The sequence below is a fragment of the Streptomyces sp. NPDC025618 genome, assembly GCF_055558795.1.
Genome location: NZ_JBVHLW010000003.1, coordinates 265,529 through 289,014, shown reverse-complemented (window position 1 = coordinate 289,014; position 23,486 = coordinate 265,529). Strand labels below are relative to the sequence as shown.

Sequence of the window (23,486 nt, the reverse complement as noted above, 5' to 3'; positions counted from 1 at the left end):
GGGTGTCTGAGAGGGCTCTTAGGACAGCTCCGTCCGCGCCCGCGAACGCGGGACGCGGCGGCCGGACTTAAAAGCCTCTTAGAGCGCGTCCGCACGCTGCCGGTCATGGCAAACGCATGCGACACCCTTTCCGTCGTCGTCGGTGCCGGTGGGACCGGGGGCCACATCTATCCGGGGCTCGCCGTCGCGGACGCGATCAAGCGGGCCGTGCCGGACGCGGTCATCAGCTTTGTCGGGACCGAGCGCGGGCTGGAGACCCGGCTGATCCCCCGGGCCGGCTATCGGCTGCACACGGTCGACATGATCCCCTTCGACCGCTCGCTCGGCTCGCGCCGCTTCCTGCTGCCCGCCGATCTGCTGCGCTCGGGCATGCAGGCGCGGCGCGTGATCGAGGAGCAGGGCGCGCATGTCGTCGTCGGCATGGGCGGCTATCCCAGCGCCCCCGCGGTGCTGGGCGCGCGGATGGCGGGGCGGCCCGCGCTCGTCCACGAGTCCAACGCGGTGCCGGGCCGCGCGAACCGGTTCGCCACCGCCCTGACCCCGCATGTGGCCCTCGCCTTCGACCGGACCCGCGACCACCTCGCGGCCCGCGCGGGCATCCGTGCCGAGACGGTGGGCATGCCGCTGGTCGGCGCGGTCGCCGGGCTGGACCGGGCGGCGCTGCGCGAGCGGGCCCGGCGGGTCTTCGGGGTGCCCGCCGGGGCGCGGATGGTGCTGTTCAACGGCGGCAGCCTGGGCGCCGCGCGGCTGACCGAGGCGGCGGTGCGGCTGGCCGCGCGGTGGCGCGGACGGCCCGACGTCCACCTCGTGATCAAGACCGGCCCGCAGGCCCTGGAGGCGACCCGGGCCCGGCTGGCCGCCGACGGCGGCGACCGCGTCGCCATCGCCGTCGGCTACCTCGACCGGATGGACCTCGCCTACGCCGCCGCCGACCTCGTGGTGTGCCGCGCGGGTTCCGCGACGGTCGCGGAGCTCGCGACCGTACGGGTGCCCGCGGTGCTGGTCCCGTATCCCCACGCGCCCCACGACCACCAGACCCACAACGCCCGCGTGCTGTCCGACGCCGGGGCCGGGCTGCTGCTCCCGGACGCCGAGACGGACGGCGACCGGCTCGCGGAGCTGATCGAGCCGCTGCTCATGGACCCGGCGCGGCTGGCCGCGATGAGCGCGGCGGCCGACCCGGGGACGCACGCCGTCGCCGCGGACCTGATGGCGGCCTGGGTGCTGCGCCTCGCCGGGCACTCCCCCGCACCGCCCGCCGCCGGGGGCCAGGCGGCCTTCCGGGCGGCGTGAAACCGCGTGAATCCGTTTCCACGAAAGGAATTCCCCATGACCACGACCCTCAACGCGCAGAGCTGGCACGGCCGTACCGTCCTCGTCACCGGGGCCGAGGGGTTCATCGGTTCCACGCTCGTCGACCTGCTGGTGGAGCGCGGCGCGCGGGTCCGCGTGCTCGTGCACTACAAGCCGTACGCCGAGCGCGGCCACCTCGCCCGCTACCTCGGGCCCGGCTCCCCCGTGGAGACGCTGGCCGGTGACGTCCGCGACGCCGGGCGCGTCATGGACGCCGTCGCCGGGTGCGACACGGTCTTCCACCTGGCGGCGCTGATCGGCATCCCGTACAGCTACGCGTCCCCGGAAGCGTACGTCCAGACCAATGTGGCCGGCACGGAGAACGTCGCCGCCGCCTGCCGCCGGCATGGCGTGCGGCGCATGGTGCACACGTCCACCAGTGAGGTGTACGGGACGGCGCTGACCGCCCCCATCGGCGAGGACCACCCGCTTCAGCCGCAGTCCCCGTACTCCGCGTCGAAGATCGGCGCGGACATGCTCGCGCTGTCCTACGCGCACTCCTTCGAGCTGCCGGTCACCGTCGTGCGGCCGTTCAACACGTACGGGCCCCGGCAGTCCGCGCGGGCCGTCATCCCCACGATCCTCGCGCAGCTGCACTCCGGTGCCGACGAGATCCGCCTCGGATCGACGTCCCCGACGCGGGACTTCACGTATGTGACGGACACGGCGGAGGGCTTCCTGGCCCTGGCCGACTGCGACCGCGCGATCGGGCACGCGGTCAATCTCGGGACGGGGCGCGAGATCTCCATCGGCGAGCTCGCGGAGTCCTTGATCCGGGCGTCGGGGCGCGACGCGAAGGTTGTCGTCGACGAGGCGCGGCTGCGGCCTTCGGGGAGTGAGGTGGAGCGGTTGCTCTCGGACAACTCCCGGGCGCGGGAGTGGGCGGGCTGGGTTCCTTCGGTGGACCTGGAGGAGGGGCTGGCCCGGACGTCGGACTGGGTCCGGGAGAATCTGCGGCTCTTCGCGGCGGATCGCTACCAGGTCTGAGGGCGGGGGATTTTCCCCAGCCCCGCCCCTTCCCGAAACCTGGGCTACGTGCTTCCGGCCTCCCGGCTGCGGGGTTCGTTGCCGCCTGCGGCGGGAGCGGCCTGCGGCCGCGTCCTCAATCTCCCCAGCTACCGCTGGGAGGTGCCCCCACGGGCTGGTTGTGCTGGCCATGGCCCGCACAACCAGCCCGTCCGGCGATTGAGGGCCGGGAAGGGACGGGATAGGGGAAAAAGCCCCGCCCCTACACCCAGCTCAGCCCCGTCAACCGCTCGTACGCCTCCACATACTTCGCCCGCGTCCGCTCCACGACCTCGGAAGGCAGCGGAGGCGGCGGCAGCTCGCCGTGGCGGTCCCAGCCCGACGCGTCGGACGTCAGCCAGTCGCGGACGAACTGCTTGTCGAAGGACGGCTGGGCGCGGCCCGGCTGCCATGCGTCGGCGGGCCAGAAGCGGGAGGAGTCGGGGGTGAGGACCTCGTCGGCGAGGACCAGTTCGCCGTTGTCGAAGCCGAATTCGAACTTCGTGTCGGCGAGGATGATGCCGCGGTCCCGGGCGATGTCGCGGGCCCGGCCGTAGACGGCGAGCGTCGTCTGGCGCAGCTGCGCGGCGGTCTCCGCGCCGACCTGCCGGGCGACCTCCTCGTAGGAGACGTTCTCGTCGTGCTCGCCGACCTCCGCCTTCGTCGCGGGTGTGAAGATCGGGGACGGCAGCTCGGAGCCGTCGGTGAGGCCCTCGGGGAGGGCGAGCCCGCAGACGGTGCGGGTCTGCCGGTACTCGGCGAGGCCGGAGCCCGTCAGATAGCCGCGGGCCACGCACTCGACGGGAACCATGTCCAGGGACCGGCAGATCAGCGTCCGGCCCTCCCAGTCGGCGGGGGCGCCGGCGGGCAGGTCGGTGGACAGGACGTGGTTCGGGACGAGATCGGTGAGCCGGTCGAACCACCACAGGGACAGCTGGGTGAGCACCCGGCCCTTGTCGGGGATCTCGGTGGGCAGCACCCAGTCGTAGGCCGACTGCCGGTCGGAAGCGACCATGACCAGCCGGCCGGCCTCGTCGCGGTAGAGGTCACGGACCTTGCCCGTGTGCAGGTGCACAAGGCCGGGCACCTCGACCGGTTCGGGCTTCTCTACGAATCCGGACACGCGTCCTCCTGGGGGTTTGTCCAAGCACCACGATTCTGCCGTACGGCCGGACGCGCGGTCCGACGAGGGTCAGCAGCGCTTGCAGATGCGATCGAGGAGGTTGGCCGTGGCCCGCTGGACGCGGGCGTCGACATGGCCGGGCCGGTCCAGCGCGGGGGACCAGGCGAAGGTGCCGGAGGCGAAGACCAAGGCGCCGCTGGGGGCGCGGTAGAGCGAGGTCTCCTGGTGCCGCACGGTGCCCTCGGCGTCCTCGTACGGCGAGTGGGCCAGCAGGATGCGGCGGGTGTGCTGCGGCAGGGCCGTACGGGGGAAATAGCGGTCGGCCTCCCCCGCGACCAGGCCCGGCAGTTCGTCGCCCTCGCCGGCGCCGGTGGCGTCCCACAGCCAGTGGCCGGCGTTGCGGACGACCATGGGGGACGGCTCGGGCACCCGGCCTCCGTACTGGATGCCCAGCAGTTGCTGTTCGGCGGGCGAGGCGTCGCGCCAGAGGGCGGAGCGGCCGGGCCCGCGACGTTTTCGGCAGGTGAGCAGGCGGTCGGAGCCGGCCGGCGAGGGGGCCAGCTCGCACTGCCAGTACATGGTGTTCGCGGACAGGAACACCAGTGAGGTGCCGGAGTCGCGGGCCAGTTCGGCGGCGCGGCGCATGGCGGGCGACCAGTATTCGTCGTGGCCGGGGAAGACCAGGCCGCGGTAGCGGGAGGGGTCGACGCGGCCCGCGTGCAGATCGCGGGTGTCGGCGTAGGCGAGGTCGTAGCCATAGCGCTCCGCCCAGCGGATGAAGTCGTAGGCGTGCCCCACGTGGAGCGGCAGGCCGGCGCCCGCGAAGGGGCGGTCGAAGGAGACCGTGGTGGCCGCCTCGTCCTCACCCAGCAGCCGCCCCTCCTCGTCCCACGCGTGGTAGAGGCTCGCGCCCGTGCGGCCGTCCTCGGGGTAGAGGTTGTACGCCTGCCAGGTGATGTCGGGCAGCACGAGCAGCAGGTCGGCGGGGCGGCTGTCGCGGACCAGGAAGGGGATGTGGCTGCGGTGCCCGTCGGCGGTGGTCAGGACGGCCACATAGGCGCCGAGGCTCCAGTAGCCGGGGATCTGGAGCCGCCAGGACAGCCACCAGTGGTGGCAGGAGACCGTGCGGTCGACGGTGAGCGGCGGGGGCTGGACGATGCCCGACAGCCGGGGGCTGGTGGTGATCTTCGCGGCGCCGTCGCCCGCGTAGTGACCGACGCGGTAGACGTCCACGCTGAACGGCTGCGGCGGATCCACCGTGATGCGGAAGTCCATGGCCTCGCCGGGGGCCACGGCGCTGTTCGACGCGAAGCCCTTGATCTGCCGGCGCACGTCGTCGGCGGTGCGCGGCACGGGGACGCGCGAGGCGCGCCGCTGGTCGGGGACGTGGCTCTCGGCGTACCAGGCGAGCGTGCGGCCCGACTCGTCGACGTAGGTCTCGCTGTCGCGCAGCCAGGGCAGCGGGCCCTGGCCGAAGGGGTCCGCGACGGCGTGTGCGAGCGCCCCCGACTCCCAGCGGCGGATCCGGTCCGTCCCCATCGCGCTCCCTCCCCGCGCTTCCGACGCGTGCGCGTTTCCGTCATCCGGCCCGGTGCGCCCGGGCCCGCGGCCGCGCCCTTCCACCCCCAGCACACCACATGGCGCACCCGCACCGTCACGGTCTGTCGCACTTTTCCGGCCGGGCGGCCCGGAACGCGGGGATCCGGTCGCACCGGCGAGCGGGGCGGCACGGGCCCTCACACCAGGCGGACCGGTTTCTCGGGTCGCACGCCGACCTCGCCCAGCCAGGCGCGCAGCGGTTCGGCGTCGCCGTCCTCGATCAGGCTCAGGACCGTGCGCGCCAGGTCGGCGCGGCGGGCGCCGCCGACGAGCAGGGCCGGGCCGTCCAGCCAGTCCAGGCCGGGGCGGGCCCCGGCGGTGTCGACGGCGGCACAGCACACCATGGCCGTCACATGGTCGGTGAGCAGCTCCCGGCCGCTGCGGGGCGGCTGGAGCGGGAACAGCGGGGTGAGGCCGTCGAGCCAGGGCTCGGCCGCCGAGCCGAACGCGGCGCGGTCCACGGAGCGCTCCTCCAGGGCGGCCTCCCGGGCCACCTCGGTGCTGAGCCGCGCCTCCAGCTCCTCCGCGACCTTGGTGGCCGCCGCTCCGGTGAGCCGCTCCAGGACCCGGGCCACGGTGGGCGCGGCGGCGGGGGCGAGATCCCGCCCCGGCAGGGCGGCCGGCCCGGCGGCGCGGGCGGGCACGGGCTCGGGGACGGCGTCCGGGACGGGCGGCCCGGTCACGGGGTCCGGATACGGGAGGGGGAGGTCGTCCAGGACGCGGTGCAGGCGGGCCGCCTCCAGCCGCCACTTACGGTCCACGACCTCCTCCGGATACTGGCTCCAGGCGACCGGGGACCAGTCGGGCCCCGCCATGGCGGGGCCGCCGTGGAAGAGGCGGGCGGCCAGCAGGGAGGCCGCCTCGTCCATCACGCCGGGCTCCTCCAGCAGATCGCACGCGGGGCGCTCGCCCAGCCGGGAGGTGAAGCCCTCGGCGAGGCGGTCGCGGCGGGAGAGCTCGGTGAGGGCGGAGACGACGCCGGCGTCGAGCCGGGAGGGCCAGCGGCCCATGCGCCAGGCGGGGAGCGCGACGCGGTTCAGCAGCCGGTCCCAGCCGGCGTAGGCGAGGCCCACCTGCTCCTGGGCGACGACCCGCAGGCCGTAGTCGACGGCCTGGGCGCGCTCCGAGGCGGCCGCCGCCACCCCGCGCTCCATCTCCGCGGCGTGGTTCCGGCAGGAGCGCAGCAGCAGCCGGGCGACGCCCCCGACGAAGGCGAGGGCCGGGCGCCCCGCGGCGACGGCCACGGCGGCATCCAGGCCCCGGACGAAGCGGCGGGCCGCGGCTATGTCGGGGTGCGCGGACGGGCCGGTGCCCGCGACGACCGGGGCCAGCAGGGCGCGCAGCTCGGCGACGCGCATCCACCACAGGAAGGGCGAGCCGATCACCAGCACCGGGGCGGCACCCGTGCGCCGCGAGACGCGCGGGATGCCGTGCGGGGGCCCGTGCGCGGGGTGCGTACGGTCCTCCAACCAGCTGTCGCAGTCCGGGGTGAGGGCCATGGCGGAGGGCGCCGGGACATCCAGCCGCTCGGCGAGGTCGCGGACCATCCGGTAGAGGTCGGGGGCCGTCTCCTCGGGGATCGGGACGGTGGGGCTCAGCGCGGGCCTGGCCCGGACGACCACGGTGCCGACGGCGGCCGCCAGCACCAGGGCCAGGACGGCCGCGCCGACGACGGCCCAGCGGGCCGTGCTCCAGCCGCCGCCGGCCGGGATGCGGCCCATGGCGACGCCCGCCAGCAGCACGACGGCCGCGGCGGCCGGCAGGAGGGCGACGGCCAGCGCCGTGCTGCGGATGCGCAGCACCGCCAGGGCTCGGGCGCGTGCGACCAGCACGCCTGCTTCCGGACCTGCCACGAGACCGATCACCCCCTGTTGCCTTGTCCGGGCTCCGCCGAGGAGTGCGACAGCGGACGCAACGCGGAGCGCGTTGCCTATCCCCCCACTGTGGCACCGGCCACTGACACCGCAATGCCGGTGGGCCAGTTGCCGGATGCACTTGGCTTGCGCCGCACCCTAGTTGGGGGCGCTGCGCGCGTCAGCCAGTTGGACAACTGGTCACCCGATGGAATGGCTTTGGTCAAAGCGGTGGCCGGGGGCGGACGATCTGTGAACCCGTGGCCCGCCCTTACCGCTCGGATGACCGCTCGGACACCCGCTTCGCGATGTCCGTGCGGTGGTGGGAGCCCGCCAGGCGGATCAGGCCGACGCCCTCGTAGGCGGCGGAGCGCGCCGCGGCCAGGTCCGGGCCCGTCGCCGTCACGGACAGGACGCGGCCGCCCGCGCTGACCACGGATCCGTCGGCGCCCTGGGCCGTGCCCGCATGGAGGACGTACGCGTTCTCCAGCGCCGCGACCTCCGGCAGCCCCTCGATCACATCGCCGGTGCGCGGGGTACCGGGGTAGTTGTGCGAGGCGACGACCACCGTGACGGCGGCGCCGTCGCTCCAGCGCAGCGGCGGCAGGGTCGCGAGGGTGCCGGTCGCGGCGGCGTGCAGCAGCCCGGCGAGCGGGGTCTTGAGGCGGGCGAGCACGACCTGCGTCTCGGGGTCGCCGAAGCGCGCGTTGAACTCGATCACGCGGACGCCGCGCGAGGTGATCGCCAGCCCCGCGTAGAGCAGGCCGGAGAAGGGCGTGCCCCGGCGGCGCAGCTCGTCGACGGTGGGCTGAAGGACACTCTCCATGACCTCGTCGACCAGCTTGGGGTCGGCCCACGGGAGCGGGGAGTAGGCGCCCATGCCGCCGGTGTTCGGGCCCTCGTCGCCGTCGAGGGCGCGCTTGAAGTCCTGGGCGGGCTGGAGCGGGACGACGGTCTCGCCGTCGGTGACGGCGAAGAGGGAGACCTCGGGGCCGTCGAGGAACTCCTCGATGACCACCCGGCCGCAGGCGAGCGCGTGCTCACGGGCGGCGGCCAGGTCGGAGGTGACGACGACGCCCTTGCCGGCGGCCAGCCCGTCGTCCTTGACGACATAGGGCGCGCCGAAGGCGTCGAGTGCCGCGTCGATCTCGGCGGGGCTGGTGCAGACGTAGGCGCGGGCGGTCGGGACGTTCGCGGCGGCCATGACGTCCTTGGCGAACGCCTTGGACCCCTCCAGCTGCGCCGCTTCGGCCGACGGCCCGAAGACGGGGATGCCGCGCTCGCGGACGGCGTCGGCGACGCCCGCGACGAGCGGGGCCTCCGGGCCGACGACCACGAGCTCCGCCTCCAAGGAGGCGGCGAGGCCGGCGACGGCCGTGCCGTCGAGGGCGTCGACTGCGTGCACCTCGGCGACCTCGGCGATGCCGGCGTTGCCGGGGGCACAGTGCAGCGCGGTGACGTCGGGATCGATGGAGAGTGAGCGGCACAGGGCGTGTTCGCGGGCGCCGCCGCCGATGACGAGGACCTTCACACCGGTCACCCTATTGCCTCGTCGACTGATCGACTCCCGGGGCCGGTGCGTGACCGTACAGAAACGTCACTTCTCCGGCACGGCGGGGCGGTGCGACGGCGGAGGTCCGGCGACCCCGTCCTGTCCACCCACTCTTTCGGGTGAGTGTGTTTGGCGCCTATACCGGATTCCTCAGCAATTACGGACGGAAAAGCATGGATCTTGTGTCCAAGACCGTCCGTTCGGCGGTAGGAAGGTGGCTCGCGATCCGTAGCGGCAGAGGGAGTGCACGGGTGAGCCAGCCGGAGATGCAGCCCGAGGGGCTCCCCCGCGAGCAGGGTGGGAGGCAGCGGGGCGACCTGCGCGGCCGCGCCTTCCCACTCGGTGACTGGGGGGAGCCCGCGGAGCGTCTCGATGAGCTGTACCGATGGGTGGAGAACGGCGCGCTGTATCTGGTCGACTGGTATCTCGCGGACCGTGCCTGGAAACGCCGCTGGGCACGGGCGCTGCGCATCTGCGCCGCGGTCTGCGCGACGGTGGGCGGGGCGCTTCCGCTGCTCCAGTTGACGAACGTGTTCCGCGCCGGCGCCGCTTGGGGATTCCTCGCGCTGCTCGGTGCGGTGGCCTGTGTGGCCGGTGACCGGTATTTCGGTCTGACGTCGGGCTGGATGCGGGCGGTGGCGACGGCGCAGGCCGTGCAACGGCGGCTGGAGGCCCTGCAGTTCGACTGGGCCTCCGAGTGCGTACGCGAGGTGCTCGGCCCGACCGAGGGGACGGCCAGTGAGGCGGCGGAGCGCTGCCTCACGGTGCTGAGGCGCTTCTCGGAGGACGTCTCGGAGCTCGTGAGGGCGGAGACGGCCGACTGGATGGTGGAGTTCCGGGCGGGCCCGACGCCGCTGGTGACGCAGTCACTGGTGTCGTGGGGGCCGCGCGGTGAGGGCGGCGGTCCGCTGCCGCGCTTCCCGCTGCCACCGGGCACCCGGCCGAACATGCCGAGGCAACGGCCGCCGGAATCACCACGCTGACCTGATACGGAAGAGCCCCGCGGCCGACCGCCGCGGGGCTCTTCGCCTGCCTCCACCGCTAACTGAAGACGATCATCGAGCCCTGGCCCAGGCTGCGGGTGGCCGCCGCGTGCAGCCCCAGCCAGACGTGGCGTTCCCGCGCGAACGGGCTGTCGTCGTGCGGGCCCGGCGCGGCCGGCTCCTCCAGCCCCGTCGGCCGCTCCGGTGCGGCGGGCGCGGCCGGGGGGTTGGCCGGATCGATCCCCAAGGCCGGCGCCACGGCGTGCAGTTCTCTCAGCAGCCCCTGACTGGAGCCCAAGGGGCCGCCGCCTTCGAGCAGTTCGTCGTTGGACAGCGGGTGCGCGAAATCCACCGGCACGTACGCCCCGGCGTGGTCGTAGTGCCAGACCAGGTGCGACTGCTGGGCCGTCGTCTCGAACATCTCCAGCAACTGCTCGTAGTCACCGCCCAGTTCGTCCACCGGCGTCACCGCGAGGCCGCACAGGTTCAGCAGGTGCGCACGGCGCAGGAAGTGCAGCGCGTCGTAGTCGAAGCCCGCGACGGGGGCCACGTCCCCCGCGAGCCCCGGCATGTACCCGAAAACGGGCACGGGCGGCAGTCCCGCCTCGTCGAGCGCCTTGTCATAGGCGGCGATCTCCTCGGCGAAGGGGTTGTCGGGGCTGTGGCACAGCACATCGACGAGCGGAACAAGCCAGAGGTCACAGGCCACGTGAGCTCACTCTCGTTGGGGTCGCGGGGCGGGGCGCTGCGCTGTGCGGGTTGTGCGGGGCGGTGCCGGATGTCGGGCCAGAGTAGTGCGGATGGGGCGGTTGTCATACTGGGCGGTCGCCGTTGTCAGGCGCGGGGTGTCTGTGCTTGCGGTTCGGGTGGCCTCGAGCGCCGGCCGGGCTTTGTTCGGTGGTGGCTGCCGGCGGCGAGTGCGGGGTGTGTTCCAGCCCGTCCGGCGTGTGAGGACGGGCCCCCAGACTTCGTCCGGGGACCCCCAAGGGCGCTCCCGCCGCAGGCGGCGAACCCGCCCGCGGCCGGAGGGCTGGAGCACGCGCCCCGTGCGGGGCCGGGAGGGCTGGAAAGCCCTCAGCGGACCGCCACGTCCCAGACCCACACCCCGCCCCTCTTCACCGGCTCGCGGCCCGTCAAGGACGTCACCGCCTGACGCAGCGCCGCCCCGTTCACCCCCGGGTCCAGAATCAGCGCGTCCGCCTTCCAGAAGCGGAGATCCGCCCGGAATTCGCGGCGCTGCTGGTCCCCGATGGCGGGCAGCGTCCCCGTTTCGTGGACCTTGCGGAGGAGTTCGGACGTGGCGCGCGGCTCCGGACCGTAGATGCCGATGCGGTCCGGGCCCCAGGGGCCGTTGAAATAGCCGCCGGGGAAGGGGAAGCCGAGGCCCGCGCGGACCTGCCAGTGCAGCGCGTCCGCGTCGGAGGGGCTCGGCACGGGGACGGGCACCAGCGAGCGGCCGGGGCGTACGTGCTCGCGCCACGTGCCGTCCGCGACGAACGCGGGGACCGGCGGCCGTTCGACCGTGCGGTACGGCGTGGGGACGAGCGGCAGGAGGGCCACGGCGAGGGCCGCCCAGCCCAGCAGCCGGTGCGAGCGTTCGCGTTCGCTGCGCATCCTGCGCACGGCCAGCCGGTCGCAGGCGAGGGCGAGGAGGATGCCCAGGGCGGGCACGCAGACCATCGCCACGCGGGACTCGATGACCGACTCGAAGAACGGCAGCTTGCCGACGAGCCGCCAGGGGCCGGGCAGCGTCCTGTCCGTACCGAGCAGCGGGATGTCGCGGCCGAGGGAGAGCACGGCGGCGGCGAGCGCGGTGAAGCCGAGGGCGCGGACGCGCGGCTGGTGCCACATCCGTACGACGAGGACGACGGCCAGCACGACGAGGGGCCAGCCGAAGAAGGCGTTCTCCTCGGTCCTGTTGACCGACAGCGAGGCGGCGGTGCGCGCGTCGCCGCCCAGCGACCGGGTGGCGTACTCCAGCAGCGCCATCGGGTTGTTGCCGACGTCGCCGTGCAGCACGCTGTGGTAGCTCTGCGGGCCGAGGAACTGCCAGCCCACCGGGAAGGCGACCAGCGGCACCGCGACGAGGGCGGCGACGCCGAGGCCGCGGAGCAGGCGCCCGGAGACGGCGCGGGCCGCGTCGGGGTCGGCGACCGCGTAGCCGAAGGCGAAGAGCACGAGGCCGGTCACGGCCAGCAGCAGCGCTTCCTCACCGAGGAAGATCTGGTAGGCGAGGAACAGGCCGAGCAGCACCGCGTCACGCGTCGGCCGGGTGCCCTCGCACAGCCGCAGCATCCGGTCGACGATCAGCGGGATCATGAACAGGACGAGGAAGTTGGGGTGCGCGTTGCCGTGCGAGATCATCGGCGGCGCGAAGGCGCAGAACGCGCCGCCCAGCGCGGCCGCCCAGCGGGAGCGGACGAAGCGCCTGGCGATCAGCCAGTACCAGGAGCAGGCGGTGGCGGCCAGGCCGCCGGTCAGCACGATCGCCCAGGTGACGTGGGCGCCGAAGGCGAGCGTCACGGGGGCGAGCGGCACGGAAAGCCCGAGCATGGCGGTGTTGGCCATGAGGTTCACGCCGAGCGGGAAGTTCTGCAGCTCGGTGAAGAGCGGGTTGTGGAGGTGGGCGACGTTGTCGGCGGTGACGGCGAAGAACCACTCCCACTGCGTCTGGTCGGAGCCGGAGTCCGCGAGGTAGCTGTGGCCGAGGCCGCCCCACAGCCCGCCGTAGAGCACGAAGGAGACGAGCAGGAAGAGCGCGGGCACGGCGAGCCGCACGGGGTCGGCCGCGCGCCAGCGCAGGCGCACGAGGTCGGCGAGCACGACGGGGTACGCCAGCGGCCGGATCTTGGAGCCGGGCTGGTGGGACCAGCGGACGGGCACCTCGTCGACCTCCCAGCCCCGCTGGTGGAAGAAGCGCAGCAGCTCGACGTCGTAGCTCCAGCCGTCGAGCCGGGAGCTCGCGAAGGCGGTACGGGCCTTGTCGCCGTCGAAGAGCTTGAAGCCGCACTGGGTGTCCCGTATCCCCGGCACGGCGGCGGCCCGTATCAGCCGGGAGCCGGCCCGGCCCATGAGCTCGCGCACCGCGTGCTGGCGGACGGCTATCCGGGAGCCGGGGAGCGCGCGGGAGCCGATGGCCGCGGTGGCGCCCGCGTCCAGGCTGCGTCCGAGGAGGCCGAGCTCCTCGATGGGGGTGGCCAGATCGGCGTCGGTGACCAGGACGCGGCGGCCGCGCGAGGCGAGCACGCCGGTGCGCACGGCGTGGCCCTTGCCGCGGTTCTCGGGGGTGCGCAGCAGCCGGATGCGGGGCTCGGTGGCGGCGGCGGCCTCGGTGATGGCGGCGGTGGCGTCCGTCGACCCGTCGTCGACGACGATCAGCTCCCAGCGGGCCACGTCGTCCGCGGCGGTGAGATGGGCGCGGATCGCCTCCAGCGTGGGGCCGAGGCGGTCCTCCTCGTCGTACGCGGGGACGATCACCGTCAGGTCGACGACCGCGGTGGTCTCGGGCCGGGAAGCGGTGGGGGCCGGTGGACGGGCGGACGGCTGGGAAGGCGGCATCACGGGGTTTGGACGTCCTCAAACACGTGCCGGTTGCGGGTTCGCGATTGTTTTCATTCCTGATTCCGTCCCCTCAACCGATGGCCATGACCTGGCCTTCGACCCTATTCGGTCAGCTCGCTGATCAATGCCAGGGAATGTTCGTTGTATGCCGCAATGATGCTTTCCGCGGTCGCCGCGTCCTGGGCCGCCACGGCCTCGACGAGCTCGCCGTGCCCGTGCCACAGGCGGCCGCGGAGGCACGGCACGCGGCGCAGCAGCGGCACCATGAAGATCCAGCTCTGCACCCGGATCCGATCGAAGAAGTCCGATATGTAGGGGTTGCCTACCAGTCCGCCCAGCTCGCGCCAGAAGCGCAGGTCGTAGCCGATGAGGATGTCGAGGTCGCCCGCGAGCGCCGCCCGGCTCGCCTCCTCGGCCCGCCGCCGCACGGACGCGAGGGCGGCCGGGGTGGCCTCGCACAGCGCGCGCTCGGCGGAGCGCCGGAAGATGCCCTCGACGATCAGGGCGCGGGCCTCGACCATGCCGCGGAAGTCGGCGTCGGTGAACTCACGCACGCGGTAGCCCTTGTGCAGCTCCACGTCGAGCAGCCCCTGCGAGCAGAGGTCGAGCAGCGCCTCGCGCACCGGGGTCGCCGAGACGCCGTACTGCTCGGCGATCTCCTTGACCGTGAACTGGCGGCCCGCCGGGAGCCGCGCCGCTATCACCTCGTCGCGCAGGGCGTCGGCGATCTGCGAGCGCAGCGTCGTACGTCTGACAGCCTCGCTGCCGGGCATCGTCGTCCGTCTCCCCTTCCGTGACCGCGCGCCCGCATGCGAACGGCCCCCGACCAAGATAGGCGAGGGCCGTCGCGGTGCGTACGGGCGTGCGCGCGGGAAGGAAGAACGCTACCTCCCGCGTCAGGCGGTGTGCGCGTCGGCCACCGTGAGCGCGGCGTCGAGGAGGGCGAGCCCCTCCTTGGCCTCCGCCTCCGTGACGGTGCACGGCGGGACGACGTGAGTGCGGTTCATGTTCACGAAGGGCCACAGGCCGGACTTCTTGCAGGCCGCGGCGAAGGCGGCCATGGGGGCGTTCGCCTCGCCGGAGGCGTTGTAGGGCACCAGGGGCTCGCGGGTGGCGCGGTCCTTGACGAGTTCGAGCGCCCAGAAGGCGCCCAGGCCCCGGACCTCGCCGACGCTCGGGTGGCGCTCGGCGAGCTCGCGCAGGCCGGGTCCGAGCACGGTCTCGCCGAGGCGCGCGGCGTTCTCCACGATGCCCTCCTCGGCCATCGCGTTGATCGTCGCCACGGCCGAGGCGCAGGCCAGCGGGTGGCCGGAATAGGTGAGTCCGCCGGGGTAGGGGCGCTGGTCGAAGGTGGCGGCGATCTCGGCGGAGATGGCGACGCCGCCGAGCGGCACATAGCCGGAGTTGACGCCCTTGGCGAAGGTCAGCAGGTCGGGGGTGACGCCGAAGCGGTCGGCGGCGAACCAGTGGCCCGTACGCCCGAAACCGGCCATGACCTCGTCCAGCACGAAGACGATGCCGTGCCGGTCGCAGATCTCGCGGACGCCCGGGAGATAGCCGGGCGGCGGGACCATGATCCCGGCCGTGCCGGGCACGGTCTCCAGGACGATCGCGGCGATCGTCTGCGGCCCCTCGAACGCGAGGGTGTCCTCGAGGTGGCGCAGCGCGCGCTCGCACTCCTGCTCCTCGCTCTCCGCGTGGAAGGGCGAGCGGTAGAGGAAGGGCGCCCAGAAGTGCACGACGCCGGCCGAGGCGGTGTCGGAGGGCCAGCGGCGCGGGTCGCCGGTGAGGTTGATGGCCGCTGCGGTCGCGCCGTGGTACGAGCGGTAGGCGCTGAGCACCTTGGGGCGGCCGGTGTGCAGGCGGGCCATGCGGACGGCGTTCTCGACGGCCTCGGCGCCGCCGTTGGTGAAGAAGATCTTGTCGAGGTCGCCGGGGGTGCGCTCGGCGATCAGCCGCGCCGCCTCGGAGCGCACGTCCACGGCGAAGCCCGGCGCGATGGTGCACAGCTTCGCCGCCTGCTCCTGGATCGCGGCGACGACCTTGGGGTGCTGGTGGCCGATGTTGGTGTTGACCAGCTGGGAGGAGAAGTCGAGGTAGCGGTTGCCGTCGTGGTCCCAGAAGTACGAGCCCTCGGCCCCGGCCACGGCCAGCGGGTCGATGAGGCCCTGCGCGGACCAGGAGTGGAAGACGTGCGCGCGGTCGGCGGCCTTGACGGCGGCGCCCCGGCGGGGGTCGGGCTGCGTGCTCACGGTCGTTACCTCGGATCGGTGGTGTGCGTCGGAGGGGTGTACGTCAGTGGGGTATGTCGTCGGTGGGGTGCGCGGAAACGTCAGCGTAGGGAGCGCGGCACCGCCGGGGTACCGGCACTGTGTATGGCGCTGGCCACGCCCGCAGACACAGTGCCGGGTGGCCGCGGGCGGCGCCTCGAAAAATAGACCCGGAGAAATTCACCGAAGTTCCCGCTGCGCGTGCTACGGTCATTTTCCGTTGCGGTTTTGGATCCGTTTTCCCCTGTGCGCCTGACGGTCTGTGACCTTCGGGCGCACTTGCATTATTCCGTTGCAGTACGGAATTTCGGCACCGCTCTCTTGTAGGAGATCTGTCTTGGCTACCGGCACCGTTAAGTGGTTCAACTCGGAAAAGGGCTTCGGCTTCATCGAGCAGGACGGCGGCGGCGCCGACGTCTTCGCCCACTACTCGAACATCGCGACGCAGGGCTTCCGTGAGCTCCAGGAGGGCCAGAAGGTCTCCTTCGAGGTCACGCAGGGCCAGAAGGGCCCGCAGGCGGAGAACATCGTTCCCGCCTGACGCGCTCCTGCGCCGAAAACGGCCGGGCCCCCGCACTGTGAAGAGTGCGGGGCCCGGCCGTTCGGCGTTCCGGCCGCGCTCGGCGCGAGCCTTCAGCGCACGTAGTTCTTCAGGATCCCGGTGTCCAGAGTGATGTTCACCGGATCGGGCAGGGTGACCTCTTCGCCGAAGGGGGCCCGGTGGGTGTCCACGTAGTAGCCGCGTTCCGGGTCGGGGTTGGCATGCACGACCACGGTGCCCGCGTCACGGTCGATCAGCAGATAGACGGGAATGCCCGCTGCCGCGTAGGCGGCCGGCTTCTCCTTCCGGTCCCGGCGCTCGGTGTCGCCGTCGTACGAGGTGACCTCGACGGTCATCAGCACGCCCTCGGGGGCCGACCACTCACCGTGGCCGGCGAAGTGCGCCCTCGGCGCCAGTACGCCGTCGGGTCGCGCACGGCCGTTGCGGTAGACCTCGACCTTCAAACCGCGCCCGCCCGCGTACAGCCAGAGGTCGGGGCGGTGCTGCATGCAACGCTCCTGCAGCCACCTGATGATCTCCCCGTGATCCCCGTCCGGCACCGGCTTCTCCTCGATCCGTCCGTCGATGAACTCCAACGTGACGGTCTCGGGTGCGGTGGAGGCGACCTGCTCGAACTCTTCCACCAGCATGTGAGACGTGTGCTCGGCCATAACCGTCATGTTGCCCTCCTTTCCAGGCGAAGGCCAGCCTTTCCGAACTCTGACGGACACCGGCCCTCTTCCCGCACAGCCCCGCCGAACGAGTGAGCGTGGGAACGCGTGCCGGAAACGTGACGGCGCCCCGGTGGTCGGTGACCACCGGGGCGCCGTCACGCGTCGCGTGCCGCTGACGGACTACGACAGGAACGAGTTGATCTCGATCGTCTCCGTGCGGCCCGGGCCCACGCCGATCGCGGAGATCGGGGCGCCGGACATCTCCTCCAGGGCCTTCACGTACGCCTGCGCGTTCTTCGGCAGGTCGGAGAAGGTCTTGGCCTTGGTGATGTCCTCGGACCAGCCCGGCAGCATCTCGTAGACCGGCTTCGCGTGGTGGAAGTCGCTCTGGCTGTAGGGCAGCTCCTCGACGCGCTTGCCGTCGATCTCGTACGCGACGCAGACCGGGATCTGCTCCCAGCCGGTGAGCACGTCGAGCTTGGTGAGGAAGAAGTCCGTCAGGCCGTTCACGCGGGTCGCGTAGCGGGCGATGACGGCGTCGAACCAGCCGCAGCGGCGGTCACGGCCGGTGGTCACACCGCGCTCGCCACCGATGGTGCGCAGCGCCTCGCCGTCCTTGTCGAACAGCTCGGTCGGGAACGGGCCGGCGCCCACGCGCGTCGTGTACGCCTTGAGGATGCCGATCACGCGGCTGATCTTCGTCGGGCCCACGCCGGCGCCCGTGCAGGCGCCGCCCGCGGTCGGGTTGGACGAGGTGACGAAGGGGTACGTGCCGTGGTCCACGTCGAGCAGCGTGCCCTGGCCGCCCTCGAAGAGGACGACCTTGCCCTCGTCGATGGCGTTGTTGAGGACCAGTGTCGTGTCGGCCACGTACGGCTTGATCTGCTCGGCGTAGGTGAGCAGCTCCTCGACGATCGCGCCGGCCTCGATGGCGCGGCGGTTGTAGAGCTTCGCCAGGATCTGGTTCTTGAAGTCGAGAGCGGCCTCGACCTTCTGCGTCAGGATCGACTCGTCGTAGAGGTCCTGGACGCGGATGCCCACGCGGTTGATCTTGTCCGCGTAGGTCGGGCCGATACCGCGGCCCGTGGTGCCGATCTTCCGCGAGCCGAGGAAGCGTTCCGTCACCTTGTCGACCGTGGTGTGGTACGGCGTGATCAGGTGCGCGTTACCGCTGACCAGCAGCTTGGACGTGTCGACGCCGCGCTCGTTGAGTCCGCTCAGCTCGGAGAGCAGGACCGCCGGGTCGACGACGACTCCGTTGCCGATCACCGGGGTGCACCCCGGCGAGAGGATTCCGGAAGGGAGGAGATGCAGCGCGTATTTCTGGTCGCCGACGACCACCGTGTGGCCGGCGTTGTTGCCACCTTGGTAGCGCACCACATAGTCCACGGATCCACCGAGGAGGTCGGTGGCCTTTCCCTTGCCCTCGTCACCCCACTGAGCACCGAGCAGCACAAGTGCGGGCACAGGCGTACACCCCTTCCGGGCGGGGCATGTCCAACGTGCGTGGTGGTGTTCACCCGCTTGCTCAGGGCGTACACCACCGCTAGAGCCGTCGAACCGGTGCCCCGGATAGACGAAGCCCCTGGCGCAACAGCGACAGGGGCTCTTGCACCGAGAGATTACCTGAGGAAGGACCGAGGTGTCGGCTCCAGACTCCACCGAGCAGCCTCTGCTCGTGGTCATCGACCCGGTCGCCCGCCGCGTTGACGGCGAGTCCGTACGGATCGCGAGGGATGTCCTCTGCGGCGGCGCGGTGGCCAAAATCTGTTTCCCCGAGGGGCCGCAGGACGTCGAGCGCGCCCTGGCCCGCAGGGGCCGCAGACGGCCCGTCGTCATTGGCGACGACCGGGCGCTGCTGCGTGTCGTCCAGCTGCTGCACCAGCGCCGTGACCTGCCGGAAGTCCCCGTTTCCCTGGTTCCGGTCGGGGCGCTGCCCGCCGTGGCCCTGGCCCGCTCGCTGGGGGTGCCGCTGGGCACGGTCGCGGCCTCCCGGGCCGTGCTGGACGGCGCCGAGCGGCGGCTGGACGCACTGGTCGACGACGCCGGCGGGATGGTCCTGGGCGAGCTGTGGATCCCGGGCCCGGGAGGTGGCCTGAACCCGCCGCCGGACCCGGTGGAAACCGCTGAGCTGAACGGGTCGCCCGTGGCCCCCGTGCCGGCGGTCGCGGACGGCATAGCCGACGTGGCTGATGTCACTGAGGCCGCCGAGGGCGGCGGCAGTGCTCATCAGTCGTGGTGGTCACCGGCGGCGCGCACCGCGCGTTCGGCCCTGACGCTGCTGACGGGCCCGGCGGCCCGCCACCAGCTGCCGTCCTGCACGCGGCTGCGGGTGGAGGCGGACGGGGTGCTGCTGGTCGATCTGGACGAGCCGGTGGCGCGGGTCGCGGTCCGCGCGGTGGACGGTCATGCGGAGGTGACCGTCCACGCGTACGGCGACGCGGGCGCTCCCCGCTCGGCCCTGGCCGAGCGGGTCTCGGTCTCGGGGCCTTCGTTCCGCTACCGCGCGGACAACGTCCTGGCGGGGCCGGTACGCACGCGGACGTGGTCGGCGCGGGAGGGGGCGTGGGGGCTGGTGCTGCCGCGGGGGTGAGCGGCGGGGTTCGTTCCCCGGCCCGTCCGCTTCCCGGCTGCGTCTGATGTTGCGGCTCCGCCGCAGGGGCGTGCCCCGGCCCCCCGGCTCCGAGTGCACTGCCGCCCGCGGCGGTGCGGCCCGCGGCCGCGTCCTCGAGCTCCCCCGGACTCCGTTGCCCCCGGCGATGCCCCTAAAGGGCTGAATCTCGCGGACCATAGTCAGCGGATTCAGCCCGTCCGGCGGTTGAGGACGCTCCCGAAGCGCGGTGGGGGGCTGGGGGTCTCCCCCAGTTTCGGGAAGGGGCGGGGCTAGGGAAAAAGCCCGCCGCCGGCGACCGCCGAGGGTCATCCGCCCGGCGTCACCAGACCCGCCTCGTACGCGAACACCGCCGCCTGCGTCCGGTCACGAAGACCGAGCTTCACCAGGATCCGGCTCACATGCGTCTTCACCGTGGACTCGGCCACGACCAGACCCGCCGCGATCTCGGAGTTGGAGCAGCCCTGGGCCACCAGGACCAGGACCTCCGTCTCCCGCTCGGTGAGGTCGCCGATCCGCTCCTGCGTGGGCACCTTCGGCGTGCCGAGCCGCGAGAACTCCTGGATGAGCCGCTTGGTGACCGTCGGGGCGAGCAGCGCCTCGCCGGATGCCACGATCCGCACGCCGTCCGCGAGCTGGCGGGCGGACGCGTCCTTGAGCAGGAAGCCGCTCGCCCCGGCCCGCAGCGCTTGGTAGACATACTCGTCGAGGTCGAAGGTGGTCAGCACCAGCACCTTCGCGTCGGCGTCGGCCGCGACGATCTCCCGGGTCGCCTCCAGACCGTTGAGGACGGGCATCCGGATGTCCATCAGGACGACGTCGGGGCGCAGCTCGGCGACCCGCTCCACGGCCTGCCTGCCGTCCAGCGCCTCGCCGACGACCTCGATGTCGGGCTGGGCGTTCAGCAGGACGGAGAACCCCTCGCGGACCATCATCTGGTCGTCGACGATCAGCACGCGGATGGTCATGCGGCGGTCTCCCCCAGGGCCACGGGCAGGAACGCGACGACCTCGTAGCCGCCCTCCGGCGTGGCCTCCGCGGTCATCTCGCCACCGAGCATCGTGACCCGCTCCCGCATGCCGAGCACGCCGTGCCCGGCGCCGGGCGAGGGCTTGGCCAGGCGGTCCGCCGGGCCGTTGGCGACGCGCAGGCCGAGCCCGCCGAGCACGTAGCTGACCTCCACGCGGACGTGGGCGCCGGGCGCGTGCCGCAGCGCGTTGCTCAGCGCCTCCTGCACGATGCGGTACGCCGACAGCTCCACGCCCTGCGGCAGCGGCCGCACCGCGCCCGTGGTGATGTGCTCGACGGCGGGACCGGCCGCGCGGACGTTGTCGATCAGCGCGCCGATGTCGGCGAGGGTGGGCTGCGGCGCCTCGGGCCCGGCGAAGGCGTCGGGGTTCTCCGACCGTACGACGCCGAGGACGCGGCGCAGCTCGGTCAGGGCCGCCACGGCGTTCTCCCGGATCGTCTGGAACGCGGCGGCGAGCTCCGGTGGGGTGTCCTGGACGCGGTACGGGGCGGCCTCGGCCTGGATCGCGACGACCGACATGTGGTGGGCGACGACGTCGTGCAGTTCGCGGGCGATCGTGGTGCGCTCCTCCAGGACCGTGCGCCGGGACCGCTCCACCTCGGTGACGGCCGCCTGCGCGGCGACCTGCTGCTTGGACTCGCGCAGCCCGCGTACGGCCAGGACGACGAAGAGCACGATCCCGGAGAGGGCCATCGTCTCGAACAGGTCGGAGACGAAGAAGCCCTCGCCGTACGGGCGGAACGTCCTGAGGAACAGCTCGACGAAGACGCCGAGCGCGCCGGTGAGCAGCCACATCTCGGCCGCCACGCGGGGGCGGGTCCGCAGGGCCACGAGCAGCATGACGCAGAGGTGGGAGAAGAAGCCGCCGGTGGACGACGGCCCGAGGCCGTAGCCGCTCAGGAGCACCCCCGAGAACAGCAGCGCGGCCACCGACAGCCACCAGGCGCCGACGGGCCGGAAGAGCGTCATGATGATCGGCAGGCCGATGATCAGCGAGATGAACAGCCCGTAGAGACCACCCCAGTGCCCGGCGGCCGCGAGCATGACGACGCAGGTGAAGCCGGCGACGACGGCGTGCGGGAACCACCGGGCGTAGCGCGCGGCGCGCTCCGGCACCCTGCGGACGAGCCAGTGGTCGGCGCGCAGCGGGGGCAGCGGCCGGAAGGCGAAGGCGTCGGTGAAGAGGTCCTTGCGAAGCCCGCCGATGGCGCTCTTCACCAGGCGCGTCTCGCTGCGCAGACTGGGCTCATAGGTGTCGGTCACGCCATCAAAGGTAGGCAAAGGCGCGGGTGCGCCGCGTCCGCACGAATGGGGATCTCCGAGGGTCCGTCTCAAGGACTACGCACGGCTCCACCTGGGGTGACACCCGCGGCCGGGGCTCGCGGCCCGGCCCCGCCAGGGCCCGTCGATCGCCGCGAGAACCTCGTCACACGCCGCCGCTCCCGGTGTCACCACCGCGTAGTGCCCGGCCCCCGGCAGGAGCCGGAGATCCACCGGGCCGCCCACCGCCGCCGCGTACCTCCGGGAGAAGTCCACCGGCACCTCCTCGTCCGCCTCGCCGTGCACCAGCACCGTCGGGACCGGGGGCCGCCCGAGCCGCACCGGGTCCGCCTCCGGGCGGTCCTCGCCGCCCAGCAGTTCGTCGGCCGCCCCGCCGCTCAGGCGGAGGACCCGCGCCCGCCCGAGGTCCGTGACCGCCGCCACGGCGACGACACGGACCACCGTGCCCGGCTCCGTGCTCGCCGCCCACAGCGCGAGGTGGCCGCCTGCCGAGTGCCCGGCGAGGACGTGCCGAGTGCCCGGCACGTCGCGGGCGAGGACCGTGGCCACGTCGTCGAACGTCTCCGGCCAGCCGCCGCCCCCGCCCACCCGGCGGTACTCCGCGAGGGCGACCTCCGCCCCGCGCGCCGCCAGCGCCGCGGCCAGGGGCGCGAGATGGCGCCGGTCGTACGCCTCCCGCCAGAAACCGCCGTGCAGGAGGGTCACGCGGGTGCCGGACGGCTCGGCCGGCCGGTAGAGGTCGATCACCTGGCTGGGGTGGCCGCCGTACGCGACGGTCTCGTCCGGCGGGACGTACTCCAGGGCCAGCAGCGCGTGTGCCTCGGCCGCCCCGGTCATGGGGCCGGCACCTCCGCCAGCACCCGCGCGGCGCGCTCGGCGTCCGCGAAGGATGTGTACAGCGGGGTGAAGCCGAAGCGCAGGACGTCCGGGGGCCGGAAGTCCCCGACGACTCCCCGGCGTATGAGCTCCTCCATCACCGCCCCGGCTCCGGAACAGCGCAGCGCCACCTGGCTGCCGCGCTCCGCGTGCGCGGCGGGCGTGACGCTCTCGACGCGGCCTTGGGGGACGTACTCCCCGACGCAGCGCAGGAAGAAGTCCGTCAGGGCGAGGCTCTTGGCCCGGACGTCCGCGAGCGCCACCCCGTCCCACACGTCGAGCGCGGTGTCGAGCGCGAGGAGGGAAAGGATCTCCGGCGTGCCGACCCGGCCGCGCGCCGCGCCCTCGGCGGGGGCGTAGGCGGGGGACATCGCGAAGGGGTCGGCATGGGAATTCCAGCCGGGCAGCGGCGAGTCGAAGCGGGGCTGGAGCTCGCGGCGGACGTACAGGCAAGCGGGCGAGCCGGGGCCGCCGTTGAGGTATTTGTACGTGCAGCCCACCGCGAAGTCCACGCCCCAGGCGTCGAGTTCGACCGGCAGGGCGCCCGCGCTGTGGCACAGGTCCGCCACGAGGCGGGCCCCCGCCGCGTGCGCGGCGGCGGTCAGGGCGGGCAGGTCGTGAAGGCGGCCCGTGCGGTAGTCGACGTGGTTGACCAGCACGGCGGCGGTGCGCGGCCCGGCCGCCCCGGCCAGCTCCACCGCGGGCACGGCCCGGACGCGGCAGCCCGTCATCCGGGCGGCCGACTCCGCGACATAGCCGTCGGTGGGGAACGTGGCCTTGTCGACGAGCACTTCGTCACGGCCCGGCGCCTCCTCCCGGGCGATGCGGACGGCCGCCACGACCGCCTTGAAGACATTCACGCTCGTGGAGTCGCCGACCACGACCTGGCCGGGCGCGGCCCCGACGAGCGCGCCGATCCGGTCACCGATCCGCTCGGGCGCGGACCACCAGCCGGACTCGGTCCAGGACCGGATCCCCAGCTGCCCCCACTCCCGCCCGATGACATCCGCGATCCGGGCGGACACCGCGCCGGGCAGGGCACCCAGGGAATTGCCGTCGAGATACACGACCTCGTCGGCGAGCGCGAACTCGGCGCGCTTGGCGCGCAGTACATCCGCGGCGTCGAGCTCGGCGGCCTCCCGGCCGAGTGCTCCGCTCATGCCCGCTCCCTTCA

At 73.1% G+C, this 23,486-nt stretch carries 19 protein-coding genes; 5 read left to right on the top strand and 14 right to left on the bottom strand.

Translation table 11 applies throughout. The features are described from left to right. Positions 1-105: 105 nt before the first annotated feature. The gene (locus ACZ4A5_RS05275) at positions 106-1,293 is read left to right on the top strand and encodes a UDP-N-acetylglucosamine--N-acetylmuramyl-(pentapeptide) pyrophosphoryl-undecaprenol N-acetylglucosamine transferase (RefSeq protein WP_467578596.1); all 1,188 of its coding nucleotides are present in this window, start codon (positions 106-108) and stop codon (positions 1,291-1,293) included. A gap of 36 nt (positions 1,294-1,329) precedes the next feature. After that, the gene (locus tag ACZ4A5_RS05270; RefSeq protein ID WP_467578594.1) at positions 1,330-2,340 is read left to right on the top strand and encodes an SDR family NAD(P)-dependent oxidoreductase; all 1,011 of its coding nucleotides are present in this window, start codon (positions 1,330-1,332) and stop codon (positions 2,338-2,340) included. A gap of 241 nt (positions 2,341-2,581) precedes the next feature. On the opposite strand, the gene ACZ4A5_RS05265 is transcribed toward ACZ4A5_RS05270, so the two are convergent. From ACZ4A5_RS05265 to purD, 4 genes are all read right to left on the bottom strand, one after another. Beyond that, positions 2,582-3,481 (bottom strand): phosphoribosylaminoimidazolesuccinocarboxamide synthase, encoded by a 900-nt coding sequence (locus ACZ4A5_RS05265; protein WP_467578592.1) that lies wholly within the window; start codon positions 3,479-3,481, stop codon positions 2,582-2,584. Positions 3,482-3,550: 69 nt separating this feature from the next. After that, the gene (locus ACZ4A5_RS05260; RefSeq protein WP_467578590.1) at positions 3,551-5,020 is read right to left on the bottom strand and encodes a N,N-dimethylformamidase beta subunit family domain-containing protein; all 1,470 of its coding nucleotides are present in this window, start codon (positions 5,018-5,020) and stop codon (positions 3,551-3,553) included. Positions 5,021-5,217: 197 nt separating this feature from the next. Next, on the bottom strand, positions 5,218-6,942 hold the full coding sequence (locus ACZ4A5_RS05255) for a hypothetical protein (RefSeq protein WP_467578705.1): 1,725 nt from the start codon (positions 6,940-6,942) through the stop codon (positions 5,218-5,220). 262 nt (positions 6,943-7,204) lie between these two features. Continuing rightward, a complete protein-coding gene (gene purD, locus ACZ4A5_RS05250) occupies positions 7,205-8,464 on the bottom strand; it encodes a phosphoribosylamine--glycine ligase (protein ID WP_467578703.1) in 1,260 nt (419 codons plus the stop codon). A 272-nt stretch (positions 8,465-8,736) separates the two neighbouring features. On the opposite strand from purD, the gene ACZ4A5_RS05245 reads away from it, so the two are divergent. After that, positions 8,737-9,468 (top strand): SLATT domain-containing protein, encoded by a 732-nt coding sequence (locus ACZ4A5_RS05245; RefSeq protein ID WP_467578588.1) that lies wholly within the window; start codon positions 8,737-8,739, stop codon positions 9,466-9,468. A gap of 58 nt (positions 9,469-9,526) precedes the next feature. Here the strand turns inward: ACZ4A5_RS05245 and ACZ4A5_RS05240 are convergent, their stop codons facing one another. The 4 genes from ACZ4A5_RS05240 to ACZ4A5_RS05225 form a co-directional block, all read right to left on the bottom strand. Beyond that, on the bottom strand, positions 9,527-10,177 hold the full coding sequence (locus ACZ4A5_RS05240; RefSeq protein WP_467578586.1) for a hypothetical protein: 651 nt from the start codon (positions 10,175-10,177) through the stop codon (positions 9,527-9,529). A gap of 365 nt (positions 10,178-10,542) precedes the next feature. Beyond that, on the bottom strand, positions 10,543-13,026 hold the full coding sequence (locus ACZ4A5_RS05235; RefSeq protein WP_467578584.1) for a glycosyltransferase: 2,484 nt from the start codon (positions 13,024-13,026) through the stop codon (positions 10,543-10,545). 104 nt (positions 13,027-13,130) lie between these two features. Beyond that, positions 13,131-13,802 carry a GntR family transcriptional regulator gene (locus ACZ4A5_RS05230; protein ID WP_467578582.1) on the bottom strand — a complete coding sequence of 224 codons (672 nt, stop codon included), beginning with the start codon at positions 13,800-13,802 and terminating at the stop codon, positions 13,131-13,133. Positions 13,803-13,925: 123 nt separating this feature from the next. Then, the gene (locus tag ACZ4A5_RS05225) at positions 13,926-15,281 is read right to left on the bottom strand and encodes an aminotransferase class III-fold pyridoxal phosphate-dependent enzyme (RefSeq protein ID WP_467578580.1); all 1,356 of its coding nucleotides are present in this window, start codon (positions 15,279-15,281) and stop codon (positions 13,926-13,928) included. Between the two features lie 355 nt (positions 15,282-15,636). On the opposite strand from ACZ4A5_RS05225, the gene ACZ4A5_RS05220 reads away from it, so the two are divergent. After that, positions 15,637-15,840 carry a cold-shock protein gene (locus tag ACZ4A5_RS05220; RefSeq protein ID WP_366001993.1) on the top strand — a complete coding sequence of 68 codons (204 nt, stop codon included), beginning with the start codon at positions 15,637-15,639 and terminating at the stop codon, positions 15,838-15,840. Positions 15,841-15,932: 92 nt separating this feature from the next. Here the strand turns inward: ACZ4A5_RS05220 and ACZ4A5_RS05215 are convergent, their stop codons facing one another. Together ACZ4A5_RS05215 and ACZ4A5_RS05210 are read right to left on the bottom strand one after the other, a co-directional pair. Next, entirely contained in the window at positions 15,933-16,520 is a 588-nt protein-coding gene (locus ACZ4A5_RS05215) for a Uma2 family endonuclease (protein WP_467578577.1), read from the bottom strand. Between the two features lie 174 nt (positions 16,521-16,694). Beyond that, entirely contained in the window at positions 16,695-17,981 is a 1,287-nt protein-coding gene (locus ACZ4A5_RS05210) for an adenylosuccinate synthase (RefSeq protein ID WP_467578575.1), read from the bottom strand. A 175-nt stretch (positions 17,982-18,156) separates the two neighbouring features. Between ACZ4A5_RS05210 and ACZ4A5_RS05205 the strand changes: the two genes are divergently transcribed. After that, positions 18,157-19,107: a diacylglycerol kinase gene (locus ACZ4A5_RS05205; protein WP_467578573.1), complete on the top strand. Its 951-nt coding sequence runs from the start codon at positions 18,157-18,159 to the stop codon at positions 19,105-19,107. A 326-nt stretch (positions 19,108-19,433) separates the two neighbouring features. Here the strand turns inward: ACZ4A5_RS05205 and ACZ4A5_RS05200 are convergent, their stop codons facing one another. The 4 genes from ACZ4A5_RS05200 to kynU form a co-directional block, all read right to left on the bottom strand. Next, positions 19,434-20,093: a response regulator gene (locus tag ACZ4A5_RS05200; RefSeq protein ID WP_398869525.1), complete on the bottom strand. Its 660-nt coding sequence runs from the start codon at positions 20,091-20,093 to the stop codon at positions 19,434-19,436. Further along, a complete protein-coding gene (locus ACZ4A5_RS05195) occupies positions 20,090-21,418 on the bottom strand; it encodes a sensor histidine kinase (protein WP_467578571.1) in 1,329 nt (442 codons plus the stop codon). Before ACZ4A5_RS05195 ends, ACZ4A5_RS05200 begins: the two co-directional genes overlap by 4 nt. A 75-nt stretch (positions 21,419-21,493) precedes the next feature. Further along, positions 21,494-22,273: an alpha/beta hydrolase gene (locus ACZ4A5_RS05190; RefSeq protein ID WP_467578569.1), complete on the bottom strand. Its 780-nt coding sequence runs from the start codon at positions 22,271-22,273 to the stop codon at positions 21,494-21,496. After that, a complete protein-coding gene (gene kynU, locus ACZ4A5_RS05185) occupies positions 22,270-23,472 on the bottom strand; it encodes a kynureninase (RefSeq protein ID WP_467578567.1) in 1,203 nt (400 codons plus the stop codon). The genes ACZ4A5_RS05190 and kynU overlap by 4 nt, the downstream gene beginning before the upstream one ends. Positions 23,473-23,486 lie beyond the last annotated feature (14 nt).